15 protein-coding genes are annotated in these 14,098 nt (G+C 35.5%); 2 read left to right on the plus strand and 13 right to left on the minus strand.

The window, feature by feature from the left end:
• Positions 1–63: 63 nt before the first annotated feature.
• The 6 genes from priA to NQ163_RS00530 all read right to left on the minus strand — a co-directional run bounded on the left by priA (position 64) and on the right by NQ163_RS00530 (position 7,948).
• Positions 64–2,538, minus strand: a complete 2,475-nt coding sequence (gene priA / locus NQ163_RS00505) for a replication restart helicase PriA (RefSeq protein WP_268188372.1) — start codon at positions 2,536–2,538, stop codon at positions 64–66.
• Between the two features lie 208 nt (positions 2,539–2,746).
• A complete protein-coding gene (gene pfkA / locus NQ163_RS00510; RefSeq protein ID WP_268188373.1) occupies positions 2,747–4,594 on the minus strand; it encodes a 6-phosphofructokinase in 1,848 nt (615 codons plus the stop codon).
• 20 nt (positions 4,595–4,614) lie between these two features.
• A complete protein-coding gene (gene cmk / locus NQ163_RS00515; protein ID WP_268188374.1) occupies positions 4,615–5,310 on the minus strand; it encodes a (d)CMP kinase in 696 nt (231 codons plus the stop codon).
• A gap of 137 nt (positions 5,311–5,447) precedes the next feature.
• Positions 5,448–6,479: a type IX secretion system protein PorQ gene (gene porQ / locus NQ163_RS00520; RefSeq protein ID WP_268188375.1), complete on the minus strand. Its 1,032-nt coding sequence runs from the start codon at positions 6,477–6,479 to the stop codon at positions 5,448–5,450.
• Positions 6,480–6,537: 58 nt separating this feature from the next.
• Positions 6,538–7,044 carry a YkgJ family cysteine cluster protein gene (locus tag NQ163_RS00525; protein WP_268188376.1) on the minus strand — a complete coding sequence of 169 codons (507 nt, stop codon included), beginning with the start codon at positions 7,042–7,044 and terminating at the stop codon, positions 6,538–6,540.
• Positions 7,045–7,048: 4 nt separating this feature from the next.
• Complete coding sequence (locus NQ163_RS00530) at positions 7,049–7,948, minus strand: DMT family transporter (RefSeq protein WP_268188377.1); 900 nt, start codon at positions 7,946–7,948, stop codon at positions 7,049–7,051.
• Positions 7,949–8,155: 207 nt separating this feature from the next.
• On the opposite strand from NQ163_RS00530, the gene NQ163_RS00535 reads away from it, so the two are divergent.
• Both NQ163_RS00535 and NQ163_RS00540 read left to right on the plus strand, forming a co-directional pair.
• Positions 8,156–8,794, plus strand: coding sequence for a DUF2975 domain-containing protein (locus NQ163_RS00535; protein WP_268188378.1), 639 nt, complete (start codon positions 8,156–8,158; stop codon positions 8,792–8,794).
• Between the two features lie 10 nt (positions 8,795–8,804).
• Positions 8,805–9,008: a helix-turn-helix domain-containing protein gene (locus NQ163_RS00540; protein ID WP_110361114.1), complete on the plus strand. Its 204-nt coding sequence runs from the start codon at positions 8,805–8,807 to the stop codon at positions 9,006–9,008.
• Here the strand turns inward: NQ163_RS00540 and NQ163_RS00545 are convergent, their stop codons facing one another.
• The 7 genes from NQ163_RS00545 to NQ163_RS00575 all read right to left on the minus strand — a co-directional run bounded on the left by NQ163_RS00545 (position 9,009) and on the right by NQ163_RS00575 (position 14,089).
• On the minus strand, positions 9,009–9,389 hold the full coding sequence (locus NQ163_RS00545; protein ID WP_268188379.1) for a DUF1801 domain-containing protein: 381 nt from the start codon (positions 9,387–9,389) through the stop codon (positions 9,009–9,011).
• Positions 9,390–9,405: 16 nt separating this feature from the next.
• Positions 9,406–9,783 (minus strand): hypothetical protein, encoded by a 378-nt coding sequence (locus tag NQ163_RS00550; protein WP_268188381.1) that lies wholly within the window; start codon positions 9,781–9,783, stop codon positions 9,406–9,408.
• A gap of 458 nt (positions 9,784–10,241) precedes the next feature.
• Positions 10,242–10,967 carry a sulfite exporter TauE/SafE family protein gene (locus NQ163_RS00555; protein WP_110361111.1) on the minus strand — a complete coding sequence of 242 codons (726 nt, stop codon included), beginning with the start codon at positions 10,965–10,967 and terminating at the stop codon, positions 10,242–10,244.
• Positions 10,968–11,025: 58 nt separating this feature from the next.
• A complete protein-coding gene (locus NQ163_RS00560; RefSeq protein ID WP_268188382.1) occupies positions 11,026–11,418 on the minus strand; it encodes a GxxExxY protein in 393 nt (130 codons plus the stop codon).
• Positions 11,419–11,491: 73 nt separating this feature from the next.
• Positions 11,492–11,938: a FixH family protein gene (locus tag NQ163_RS00565; RefSeq protein WP_268188383.1), complete on the minus strand. Its 447-nt coding sequence runs from the start codon at positions 11,936–11,938 to the stop codon at positions 11,492–11,494.
• 30 nt (positions 11,939–11,968) lie between these two features.
• Positions 11,969–13,369, minus strand: a complete 1,401-nt coding sequence (gene ccoG, locus NQ163_RS00570) for a cytochrome c oxidase accessory protein CcoG (RefSeq protein ID WP_268188384.1) — start codon at positions 13,367–13,369, stop codon at positions 11,969–11,971.
• A gap of 156 nt (positions 13,370–13,525) precedes the next feature.
• The gene (locus tag NQ163_RS00575) at positions 13,526–14,089 is read right to left on the minus strand and encodes a cbb3-type cytochrome c oxidase N-terminal domain-containing protein (RefSeq protein ID WP_268188385.1); all 564 of its coding nucleotides are present in this window, start codon (positions 14,087–14,089) and stop codon (positions 13,526–13,528) included.
• Positions 14,090–14,098 lie beyond the last annotated feature (9 nt).

Raw genomic sequence — 14,098 nt, forward strand, 5'->3', positions numbered from 1 at the left:
TTCGTTTGTTGGTAAAGACAGCTGGAAAACCTTAGGTTTTTTTAACACTTAATTCATTTTAGCTTACATCGGATCAACATCAAAATTGATTTGTATGCTTTTAAAATTTTCAATTTCTTTCAAGAAATTTGCTTGCTGATTTAGAATCCATTTTGCTTTGGCAGGCGAACTTTTCTTTTCAATTTTTAAAAGAATATTCACGATAAACGAATTTTGAATTCGATTTATAACAGGAGATTGAGGTCCAAAAACCCTAATGCCAAAAATTTTGCGAAGTGAGTTTGCAAAATAATTGGCAGCTTCGTTAACCAGGCGTTGATTCTTGTGTTTTAAACTAATGTTGATTAAGCGATAAAATGGAGGATAGATATATTCTTTACGTTCTGCAATTTGTGATGAATACATCTCAAAATAGTCATTTTTAACTACATTTTTAATGATTTCATGTTCAGGGGTATAGGTTTGAATTAATACCTTGCCTCTTTTCTTTTTTCTACCTGCACGACCTGATACTTGTGCCATCATTTGAAAACTTCTTTCGTAAGCTCTAAAATCTGGATAATTAAGCATAGAATCGGCATTTAAAATTCCAACTAAGCCAACATTATCAAAATCCAAACCTTTCGAAACCATTTGTGTTCCAACCAAAATATCCAATTCATGTTTTTCGAATTGATATATTAGTTTCTCGTAAGCATTTTTCTTTCTGGTTGTATCCAAATCCATTCTGCCAACTTTAGCTTCAGGAAAGTAGGAGAGAAGTTCTTCTTCAATTTTTTCAGTTCCGAATCCTCGATCTTCCATACCAGATGAGCCGCAATGTTCACAATTGTTTGGAGGTGTCATGCCATGACCACAATAATGGCATACCAGTAGGTTGGTATGGCGATGATAGGTAAGGCTAACCGAACAATTTGGACAGTGAGGAACCCATCCGCACGATTTGCATTCCAAATAAGGAGCATATCCTCTTCTGTTTTGAAATAGGATAATTTGTTCTTTGTTCTCCAAACTTTCAGTCATATGTGACATTAATTCGGGAGAAAATATCGATTTCATCATTTTCCTCCTGCGAGCTTCTTTTATATCAGCTACAATAACTTCAGGCATTTCAATTTCCTGGTGTCTTTTGAATAATTCCACCAAACCGTATTTGCCTGTTTGTGCATTGTAATAACTTTCTAAGGCAGGAGTTGCTGTTCCCAAAAGGGTTTTTGCTCCATGTAAATTGGCCAGGTATAAAGCTGCATCTCTTGCATGATATCTTGGAGAGGGATCAAATTGTTTGTAGGTGTTTTCATGTTCTTCATCAATAATAATTAATCCTAAATTATTGAAAGGAAGAAAAACAGAAGAGCGAACACCAAGGATTACCTGGTAAGCTTTATGAGAATCAGATTTCAGAATATTGTTATAGATTTCAACTCGTTCTGAATCGTTGAATTTTGAATGGTAAACACCAACTTTATTGCCAAAAACTGATTTCAAACGGTTAATAATTTGAGTGGTTAATGCAATTTCGGGAAGTAAGTAAAGAACTTGTTTCCCAAGTTTTAATTGTTCTTCTATTAAATGAATATAGATTTCTGTTTTACCACTAGAGGTTACACCATGCAAAAGCACGCAATTTTTGTGTTCGAAGTTTTCTTGAATCTCATTTATTGCAATCTCTTGATGTGGATTTAATTCCTTTAATCCTGTTGTATTGATTGAACTATGATCTAATCGGTCTAATTTTTCGAAGTAAAACTTTAAAATATTCTTATCTACCAACGATTTTAAGATTGCTCTTGAACAATCAACAGATTTTAAAAGTTCATTGCTGCTAACTTTCTCTGGTTTCTCCTCAAAATAATGCTTGGAAAGATTTAGATAAGAGTAAAGTAATTCTTGTTGTTTTTTTGCACGCTTCAATCGATTTAATATTTCACCAATTTCTTCCTCTGTGAAATTGGAATGCAGACTAACAAATTCTTGTTTTTTCTCTTTGTATCCCGATGAAATGTGCTCTTCAACCACCACAGCACCTTTGTCTAGTAATGACTTAATTTGTGGAAGTGTATTTTTTAATCCTGTAGCCTGATTTAAGCTGGCAATACTTACATCTTTCGACTTGCTTAAAATGTTTAGGATTTGATCTTCAGTTTTACTTAGAGTTATATCAGCAACAAATTCATCGTTAAGGATAATTTTTGTTTGGCTCTCCAATTTTAAACCCGATGGTATGGCAGCCTTGTATACATCACCCAATACTGATTGATAGTATTGCGATATCCAATCCCAAAATTTTAATTGAAAACGATTAATTACCGGAAAGTCATCCAAACAGGATAATATGTTTTTTACCTTGTAATCGGTAGGGGCATTATTGTGAAGTGCTTGTACAATTCCTGTGTACAGTTTTTTTGTGCCTAACGGAACAACCACCCTTTTCCCAATGGCCATTTGGTCTTTAAACTCTTCCGGAATAGAATAAGTGTAAACACCGGCCAATGGAAGTGGCAGTATAATATCTGCGAAATTTGAGTTATTGTTCATTTTTGAGGCATTTTCCCCAAAGTTATTAGTTCTGATTGAAATCCCAAGGCAGGAATCTCAATCAGAAGAAATATACTACCGATTCTTAATGAATTTAGTACTTAACTTACTTCGTTCCTAACCGCTATTCATTAATAGATTGGTATTGTACGAAGTTAATATTCATCATAAAAGGTACAACTTGAACAAAAGCTGTCGCAAATTTTAATTAGATAGAAAGGATTTCGTTGATACGTAAGTATGTATCCTTAACTTTCTTTTTGTTCTTAATGGTTTTGTTGAAAGGAACGTGGGTAACATCACCATGAACCATTCCTACCATGATACTTTTTTGATCATCCAACAATGCATCAACGGCAGCAACACCTAATGTAGAGGCAGTTACACGGTCGAATGCTGATGGAGAACCACCACGCTGCATGTGACCAAGTACTGATACACGAATGTCATATTCAGGATGTTCCTTTTCAATTTCTTTGGCAATTGTATATGCACCACCCGATTTATCACCTTCGGCAACAATTACAATACCACTTGATTTATGGTCTTTGTACCCTTTTTCAAGATACGATTGCAACTCTTCTGCATGAGTTTCTTTTTCTGGAATTAAAATTGCTTCAGCACCAGTTGCAATACCACTACGTAATGCAATAAAACCAGCATCACGCCCCATTACTTCAATAAAGAATAAACGGTTGTGAGCACTTGCAGTATCGCGAATTTTATCCACAGCATCGATTACTGTATTAATTGCAGTATCGTACCCAATAGTATAATCGGTACCATACAAGTCATTATCAATGGTTCCTGGGATACCTACAACCGGAATATCGTGCTCTTGTGTAAAGATACGAGCTCCCGAAAAAGTACCATCACCACCGATTACTACTAAAGCATCGATTTTGTTATCAAGCATTTGCTGATAAGCTTTCTGTCTACCCTCTACGGTTCTAAACTCCTGGCTTCTTGCCGAACGAAGAATAGTTCCTCCTTTTCCAAGGATGTTACTTACATCGTGAGATTTCATTTTTTTGAAATCACCATTAATAAGGCCTTCATAACCTTGTTTGATACCTACAATTTCAAGTTTGTTGAAGATTGCAGTTCGAACAACTGCTCGAATCGCCGCGTTCATGCCTGGAGCATCACCTCCTGATGTAAGTACACCAATTTTTTTAATTCTTGACATGCTAATATTTATTTTATTTTCAAGTTTGATTTTCTCTACAATTTCGTTCATTAACCAACCAGGAGTAGATGTTGCTCCACTAACACCAACCGATTTTGCATTGGCAAACCAACCGACATCAATATCCTGTGGTTCTGATATGAAATAACTATTTCGATTTGTGCCTTTGCAAACATCGAATAGTAATTTTCCATTAGAACTTTTCTTTCCGCTTACGAAAACAATTACATCATGTTTTTGCGCGAACTCTTTAATTAAAGGCACTCGGTTTGCAACTTTACGACATACTGTGTCATGTGCTTTAAATGGAGCCTTCATTATTTTTTGTAATTCTTCTCGAAGCAGATTAAACCCATCCAGAGTTTTTGTTGTTTGCGAGAACAATTCTGCTGGTAAATCCGGATTAACCGATTTTAGGTCTTTTGCTGTTTCAATAACAATTGCCTTACCACTGGTTTGACCTACCAATCCATTTACTTCGGCATGGCCTTTTTTTCCGTAAATGAGGATTTGGCCATTTACCTTTTTAAGTTCGCGGAATGACTTTTTAATTCTTTTTTGAAGGTTTAATACTACCGGGCAAGTGGCATCAACGATTTCAATCTTATTCTTTTTTGCAATACGATAAGATGAAGGTGGTTCCCCATGTGCGCGAAACAGTACTTTCCTTTCCTTTATTCCTTTGAACTCATCATGTTCGATTGTTTGTAATCCTAAATCATTTAAACGGTTAACCTCAATGCTGTTATGAACGATATCGCCAATACAATACAGTTGCGCATCTTTACTTAAATTTTCTTCAGCTTTGTTTATGGCATTTACTACGCCAAAACAAAAACCAGCATTAGGATCGATTTCAATCTTCATTTTTTCTCTCTTAAAGATAATTAAACGACTTCGTTCATTCTTTCAACAATCCAATCTAATTGTTCTTCTTTGCTAAGTTTGCTATTGTTAAGAACGATAGCATCGTCAGCTTTACGCAACGGACTTTCATCTCTATTTTCATCGATAAAGTCTCTCTTCTTCACATTTTCACGAATATCATCCAATGATATTTCTTCGCCTTTATCCTTAAGTTCTTTATAGCGACGGATAGCTCTAACTTCAACATCGGCAGTCATGAATATTTTTAATTCGGCATTCGGAAATACTACGGTTCCTATGTCTCTACCGTCCATTATTACGCCGCCCACTTTGCTCAATTCACGTTGAAAAGCAACCATCTTTTCACGAACAAACTTAATTTTTGCAATTAAGCTTACGTTGTTTGACACATCCAAAGAACGAATTTCGTCTTCAACCAATTCACCATTTAAATAAGTTTCATGACGTTGTTTCTCGTCATTGAATTGAAATGATATAGAAACCTGATCAATTAAATGACTTAGTTTGTTCTCGTCTACCTTATCGTCAGTTATAAGTGCATTTCGCATTGCAAAAAGAGTTACCACTCGATACATTGCTCCACTGTCGATATAAGTGTAATTTATTTTTTTTGCTAAATCTTTGGCTACTGTGCTTTTACCACACGATGAGTGTCCGTCGATAGCTATAATTAATTTCTTATCAGATATATTCATTCTTTAGTATTGCTGGAAAAATTTGTGCAATTGCGTACAAAAATAGTAAGAAAATCGATCAAAAATAGGATTCGTGATCTAAAAATGTAGCCTAGTCGTCTGTAAACGATTGCAATGCAGCTTCCCTAAGAATGGTTTTATCTGAAATTAAAGTCGCTAAGTCTCGTACTTACAGAAAAATGGTTACTTGATCCAGCAAGGTGATATTTTGCCGAAGCAAAGTTGATACGAAATCGCGAAACTTTGAAGCCAAAACCCCAGGTGAAACCTACTGTCGATTTTTTTTCTTCTACGGCCAATTCATCTCGGCGCTGAAAGTTATACCCCAAACGTAGCGCAAAATTTTTTGTTGGAAGAAATTCTGCACCAAGAATTAAATGTTTTAATGCTTTGTCAACAAATCCATCTTCCGATGATTGGTTTGAAAAAGTATCATCAACTTTATCCAAATCGGATTGATAAGATTGATTGAATTTTTCCAAATGACGATAGGTAATGGCAAATCGGAAAGGGGCGTGTTGCAGTTTGGTACTCATTCCGATAAGAATTTCATTAGGCAAATCTTCGCGATGCGAACCGTAATATGGTTTTACTTGATATCCAAAATTTCTTGCCACCAATGATGCTCTAAAAAGTTTATCGGAACTATCGTAAATAATGGCTAAATCGGTAGCCAAACCAAAAGAATTGTATTTTTCTAAAGAGGAGTAAATGGGTTTTAGTGTTAGCCCCACACTTAAGTTTTCGTTTATCTGTTTTCCGTAACTAATAAAAAGCGCATAGTCTGAAGCTTTAAACTTACCCGTGATATCGCCCAGCTCGCTGGCTTTGGTAAACCTGCCGTAATTTACGTAGTGCATTCCAAGTGAGAACGTACCAATGTTTTTATAGGTTTTGGTGTATGAAGCATATCCGTAATTGATATCGGCCAGGTAGCTTACATAGTTCAAGTTGATAGACTGATCTAAGTCTGAATGTAAAGAGGCAGGATTGTAAAAGGCATAATCGGCATCTACATTTCCCAAAGCGATTTGATCTCCACCTAATGCTGCTACACGCGCAGAACTTCCCAAGTTTAGGAATTCATAAATATTCTCTCCTGCCGACTGACTGTATGCCTGAAGACTGAAAAGTAATAGGGTTAGGTATATGACAAGAGATCTGTTCATGTTTAATTTTAGGAAATCTAAAGATATAAATCCGAATTGAAATTTATAATAATAAAGTTTACAATTGATCTTTTTTCTTTTTCAATCTATCGGTTACTTCGTAAACTGCCGGGCAGTAATGTGTGTTTTTTAATGTTAGATTTAGGATTTGATAAAAGCGTTTTCTATCGGTATGTGGATATTCACGACAAGCTCTTGGGCGACTCTCGTATACCATGCAATAATTATCGGGCATAAGGAATGGGCAAGGCGTTTCACGAAATACATAGTCGTTGTCATTGTCCATTTCAAGGTACTGATCAATGACTTCTGATGGTTTCATTCGCAAATGTTTGGCCAAACGTTCAATATCTTTGTCGATAATGATTGGGCTAATGCTTTTGCAACAATTTGCACATTCAAGACAATCCAATTCTTCAAATACTTCATCATGAAGATCATGTACAATGGTATCCAATTGTTTTGGTTTCTTCCTTTTTAGTTTGGCAAAAAACTCTTTGGTATCGCTCTCGGTGTTCTTGGCTTTTACCTTCAACTGCTCTAAATCGATCTTTATTTTGCTCATGAAATTACTTCTTAACTTTTGAGAATTTTAGTTTGGCCTGCGATAAGAACAAGCCTGATATTACAATTGAAATTCCTAACATTTTTTGAAATGTAAGTGTTTCGTTCAGTACAAAAAATGCAAAAATTGCAGTAAACACTGGAATGACATTGATAAATATATTCGATTTATTGATTCCCAAATGTTTTAATCCGTAGGTGAAAAATATAAATGCCAATGATGAAGCAAACACGGCTAATTCAACCAAAGCAATCCAAACCTCGCTTGTTGGTTTTGCATTTAAGAAGTGATTCAATTCAAGGCTTAGGAACAAAGGTAAAAAGAATGCGATGCCAATTAAGTTTTGATAAGAAATCAGCGTAAGCGGATTGTATTTTGAAGCCAAGCCTTTTAATACAATTGAATAAGCTACAGCAGCTCCTACAGCCACAAACATTAATGCAATTCCCAAAGGAGATGCTACCAGGTCGAATTGCTTGTTGAAAATGATAACACCTACACCGACTACTGAAAACAAAATTCCCAATACAATTTTAGGGCTTACCTTTTCTTTGTGGAAAAAATAAGCTGCAATTGGTGAAAACAATGGAATGGTTGAAATGATTACCGCTCCTAAAGTTGATGAGACTAACTTTAATCCGAAACTTTCGCCCAAAAAATACAGGAAAGGCTCAAAAAATGCCAGTAATACCAAGTGCATTCTGTCTTCTTTGCGAATGCCTTGAATTCTTTTTAGACTTTTACCAATAAGAAATAAAAGTGCAGATGAAATAATTAGGCGTAACAAAACTGTTGTCATTGGATTGTAAACCAGGTAAACAATTTTTACCCATACAAAAGAGAAACTCCAAAAAAGCATTGCCAATACAATACTGGCATATACCATAAGAGATTGTTTGTTCATTTTCAGTTAGCTTCAGAAATTTGGGGCGAAATTACATATAATTATTGAGGAATAATAAAGATGCATTATGGACAGGTTTTATGGGCCTTTGATACTTTTGTATTATTGAAAAAGGAAATAAAATTATTGAAAAACGATAAAAAAGAGTTGAAAAACAAAAAATAATTGTTTAGGTTTGTATTAGTAAGTTATACTAAATCTAACCCTATGAAAAAGAATAATCGATTATTGAAGCACTTGTATTCTACGTTTTATTTGTTTTATATTCTTAGTGTTCTTGGTTTGGCAGGAACAATTGTTTTCATTCCTTTAAATTTAATTATTGGATTGGATTCGACGAGTCAATTAGAGTTCAGTTTGATGAGTAGTTATTTAGAACTTCCTATAAATTATACATTAATTGGAGATTCAGCATTTAAAGGAGTCGGGATGGTTGAAGTAATGCCAGAATCTTTTATTACTAGTGATATGGGGTATAGATTCTTAGCCTTTTTAAATAATATTGCGATGTTTTTGTGTGCTTTTCTTGTTACAAAACAATTTAAAGATATATTTCATACTTTATCGGTGAGCCAATCAATGAGAGAGTTTTTTGTAGATGTAAATTATATGCGAATCAGGAAAATAGCTTTTATTACTTTAGCATATATTTTATATAAATTTCTTGTGGCTGTAGTTTTCTCTTATTTTCTTGTCGAGGACATTTATGTGATGGGTAAGTTAATCCATTTACATCCCGATTATTTTAATTTATTAGGTATACTTTCGTTTCTTATCACTTTAGTAATCGCAGAAGTGTACAAAGCCGGAATTCAATTAAAAGAAGAAAGTGAATTAACCATTTAAAAGAATAGATATGCCAATAATAACAAACTTAGATGTAATGCTAGCCAAACGCAAAATGAGTTCGAAGGAGCTTGCTGAGCGTATCGGCATTACTGTGGCTAATTTATCGATTCTTAAAAGTGGGAAGGCTAAGGCCATTCGTTTTTCTACGCTGGAGGCAATTTGTCGAGAATTGGAATGTAAGCCTGGCGATATTTTAGATTTTACCGAATAGTTACTTCTTGTCTCTGCCGAACCACTTTTTAGTGTAGGGCACAGTATCATCAATCAAAAGAGCTTCCTGAATGAGAAGCATTACATCCTGATTGATATCAGTGAGCCTGGAAAGACAAATGCTTCCAACCATTTTTCTATCTCTGAAGTCGAGCAGTTTGTTTTCGTCGGCAAACTCATGTGCTCTGGTAAAAGATAGGTCTACTGTACCATTCTTATTGGGAAGTAAGTAACAAATCCAGGCTTTTCGGTAATAAAACGGAACTTTGTATCGGTACTTGGCCACAACATGAGGAAAAGACAACATCAGGTTATGAAGCTGCAAGAGAATTTCTCTTTGTTCCCCTTCAAAATTGTATATGTATTCTTCAACTTTGTCCATATGATATTGCTAAAGATTAAGAATTAATATTTTGAAGCCAATTCAATGCCGCTTCTTCGGTTGAGAAGGCATCGACTTTGTATTTTTTATTTTCAGAAAGCATTTGAAAGAAAATGATAAGTGCTGTTTCGTTAGGATTGTTCACGACAAGTGCATCAGTAATGCTGTCGTATTTTTCCAGTGATTGATTATTGGCTTCAACAATTTTAAGAATATCATTGGGGCCAAAAGTCATTTCAGAATCAATACAGGAAGTCAGTATTTTTAGTGCTCTTGGGTAATTTGGATTACACTTGGTTTGGTTTATGTATTCAACAATTTCATTTAAACTTACTTTTCCAGAATATGTTGTTTCCAGAATTTGAGTCTGCTGATTAAAAAATGTTTTTATCATAGCAATAAAGTAGTGGTTTTATTCAGAGATTAATGGGAGTGTATATAAAACTAGCTTCGGTTTTTCTATCTTAATTAATAAGTTTTGTAAGATATCATCTATTGATAAAAATAACAAGCCCATTTCTAGGAGCTAAAAGTGTATTGATATCACCTAAAAGTCTAATGCTTGGAGCTAAAAGTATATTTATCCCATTTCAAAGTCTATTTCTTGGAGTTGAAGATGTATTGATTTTATCTCAAAGTTCATTTCTTGGAGCTAAAAGTATATTGATTTCATCTCAAAGTCTATTGCTTGGGGTTGAAAGTGTTCCGATATCATCTCAAAGTCCTCCGAGTTGATCTCAAAGTCATATCATTGGGGTTTAGAAGCAATAAAGGTGAGCTAAGGATTCATCCCGCTCACCTCTGATGTAATATCATATCAGGAGCAAAATCTTGAGAAAATTGCTTGTTTGTTTAATGACAACAAGAAGGCTTTTCTTGTTGAGCTTCTTCAACCGGAACTGTCATTGCTTTTTCAGGAGGGCTTAAATATGGAATTCCCAGGCTTAATCCACGAAGAATGAATAGCACGCCAATAAAAACAATTGCATACGGAATCAGTTTGGTTATTTTTTTGCGCAGTTCCAGTGTAATCATGTTTCCGATAAGAGAAATTGCCAAAAGCATTGGTAAAGTTCCCAGTCCGAATATAAACATGAACAAGCTACCGCTGGCCGATGATCCTGTTGCAATAGCACCTGCAATGGCAAAGTATACCAATCCACAAGGCAATAAGCCATTTAATAATCCAATCATTAACAATGAGCTATAACTTCGCTGAGCAAATAGTTTTCCCAATGACATTTTTAATTTGCCTACGAATGAGAATACCCCTTTGTCGGCATTGAATCGATTTTTATAGATGGATGGTGTTATGACTGAAAGAATCATTATGGCTCCCATAATAATGGATACCCATTGTTGAAATCCGCTCATTACCAATCCACGCCCCAGAAGTCCGAATACAGCTCCCATTACCGCATAGGTAATTGCTCTACCCAAATTGTATAAAACGCCACCAAAGATTCTGGCTAACCACGAATCTGTTTTTAGTGGAATTGCCAATGCTATAGGACCACACATTCCAACGCAGTGGAAGCTGCCCAAAAGCCCTAATGTTAATGCTGATATATATACCATGTGTTTGTTTTGTTTAACCACAAAGTGCACTAAGTTCATTCACAAAGAACACTAAGCTTTAAAATATTACTCTTCTGATACCATGTTTTAGCGATTTGACATTGAAGTTAACCAACAAGCCCAATTTGCATTTGGAAAGTTTCAGGTATGTTAATATCTGTGCCAAATGAACATCATTTAAAGTTTCAACAGACTTTATTTCTACAATTACAGAGCTTTCTACCAGAAGATCTAGCCTATATCCACTTTCAAGTTTCACATCTTTATAAACCAGAGGAAGCGCTTTTTGCTTCTCAACATGTAAGCCTTCCTGACAAAGTTCATAAAACAAACATTCTTCATAGGCACTTTCCAATAAACCAGGCCCTAAAGCTGTATGAACTCTAAATGCACAGTCGAGAACCTTCTTATAGATAATTTCTCTGCTTAAGCTTGAAGTGCTTTGTACCATACTCTGATGTTACTAACTGTTATTTATAAACTTTGTGTTCTTTGCGAAATGCCTTCGTGTCCTTAGTGGTTAATTACTTACTCAAATAAATCGCCTCTTCCTTATAGTAAGGAACATCATTAAAAACCCAATCTATTTTAATGGTGTATCGGCCTTTTAATAGGTTACTTGTGTTTAAAATATGAACGCCGCTATCGTTTAAGGCTAATTTATATTTTAGGTCCAAATCGTAATCGGCAGGTCGGTACACAATGATGTCACCTTTTACACCCGATTTCATACCTGCAGGAAAAGTAATTTTAATATGATCTCCTACCTGTTCAATACTTACGGGGGTTTCCAGCTGCTGTGCATTTCTAATCTTATTGATTTTATCCTGATGTTTCACCCCGGAAGGATAGTAATCCTTCGATACCAGGTTAATTTTTTGAGTTGTACTAAATCCAACAAAAATCAATACACCAATAACGTATATCGATGCCATGATTCCCAGCTTTGTTCCCCAATTCAATTTCTTCATCTTATAAGCCTCTATGTATTTATCAGTCCATTAATTTGGCCCAACAAAAGTTAATTCCACCTCTTCAATTAATTTCTGATCTGCATATACTCCAATGCTAATTGGTACTTTATCGCCTTTAATTTCCGACTTAGGGAGAATGGCAAAAAATACACCTTCTCTTATTGAGCTTGCATCAGCTTTTAATTCTTCACCAATTACCTTAATCTCACCTTCGTGATCCATAATTTTAAAGTGAATCGGCACTTCTTCGGTAGTTTTGTTCACCACCTTAAAGTTATACATATTACTGATTTTACCATTGTCTTGCTGCTGGAACATTAAGCCAGGTGTACGCAGAATAATTGCTTCCAAATCGGTTCTTGAGGCAAATAATCCTATCACAACACCGATTAATGCGGTAAGTACAATTGTATAAGCAATTTTACGAACCGGCCAGTTGTTCTTTTTGCCTTCGGCGATATTCTTTTCAGAATCGAAACGAATTAATCCCTTAGGTTTCCCAACCCATTCCATTACCGAATTACATTCATCAATACAGGCAGTACAGTTGATACATTCCAATTGAGTTCCATCACGAACATCAATACCTGTCGGACAAACATCAACGCATTGGTAGCAATCTATACAATCTCCTTTTCCTTCTTCTTCGCGATCTTCACCAGCTTCAAGCGGAGCACGTTCTTCGCCTCGTTTGTAGTCATACGCAACCACAATGGTGTTCGAATCCAGCAACACACCTTGCAGTCTGCCGTATGGGCAAATCATTGAACAAACCTGTTCTCTTAATTTGGCAAATACAAAGTACATTACACCTGAGAAGGCTAATGCCACAGTAAAACCAACTTTATGCTCTGATATGGGATCGTTTATGATTTTCCACAATTCATCTATTCCAATAATGTAACTTAGGAAAGTATTTGTGATCAAGAAACAGATGGCATAAAAGAGAACTGTCTTTAAGCCTTTTTTCCAGAACTTTTCAAAGTTAAAGGATTGGGCATCTAGTTTCCTTTGTTCCTGGTGTGAGCCTTCGATTAGGTATTCGATTTTTCTGAAGATGAACTCCATAAAAACAGTTTGTGGACAAGTCCACCCACACCAAATTCTACCGTAAGAAACGGTGAAAAATACGATGAAAACAAATAGAGTGATCATCGAAAAAAGAAAGATATGGAAATCCTGTGGCCAGAATCTTATACCAAACAGAATAAACTTACGCTCCAGAACATTTAACAGAAACAAAGGTTCACCGCCTACTTTTATAAATGGTAAGCCAAACATCAGCGCAAGCAATGTATAGCTTACTATATTTCTGTAGTTATAAAGTTTACCTTTTGGTTTCTGGGCGTAAACCCATCTTCGCTTTCCACTATCATTCAGTGTTGCCAACTGATCGCGATAAGTGTTGTAAGGATTTTCAGGAGCCATTGTTGTTTTGTTTTTGCCACAAATCAATTTTGCGGTTTTAACTCACAAGAATATAGATTCTTTGTAATATGATTTTGAATTAGCTCCAAGCTTCAAGTCTCAAGCCTCAAGTTCATATTCTTGAAGCTTGTAACTTGAAACTTGGAGCTTAATATTTTACTCTACTAGTTCTCCTTGAGCTTCTCGTGCATTAGGAGGATTAGTTCCTTGTAAGCTCATGGTGTAACTTGAAACTTGTAGCATTTGTTCAGGAGAAAGTTGGTTTTGCCAGGCTAGCATTCCTTTTAGAGGTTTACCTACCTTAATAATTTGGTAAACATCCTGCAAAGAACCTCCGTTTAGCCAGTATTTGTCTGTAAGGTTCGGTCCAATTGCATTTCCTTCTCCAACTGCACCGTGACATGCAATACAGTTCTTGTCGTAGATTTCTTTTCCTTTGGCAAGATTGTCTGCATCCGTCATTAAAACCAATGCATTCTCATCAAACTTAGGTTTTGGTTTGTTTGCTTCAGCCAGGGCCATTTCCTTGTTGTATTCTGCAATCTGCAAATCATCTCCGAATACATGGTAGCGGAAAATGTAAACTGCCGAAAACACAATGGTTGCATAGAATAAGTATCGCCACCATTTTGGCATTGGATTATTCAATTCTTTGATGCCATCGTAATCGTGATCGCTAATCAGGTGCTTGTTTTCTTCAATATATTTATCGTTATCCATTGGTATAGA

The organism is Marinifilum sp. D737 (assembly GCF_026672275.1).
In the GTDB taxonomy this organism is placed as follows: Bacteria; Bacteroidota; Bacteroidia; order Bacteroidales; family Marinifilaceae; genus Marinifilum.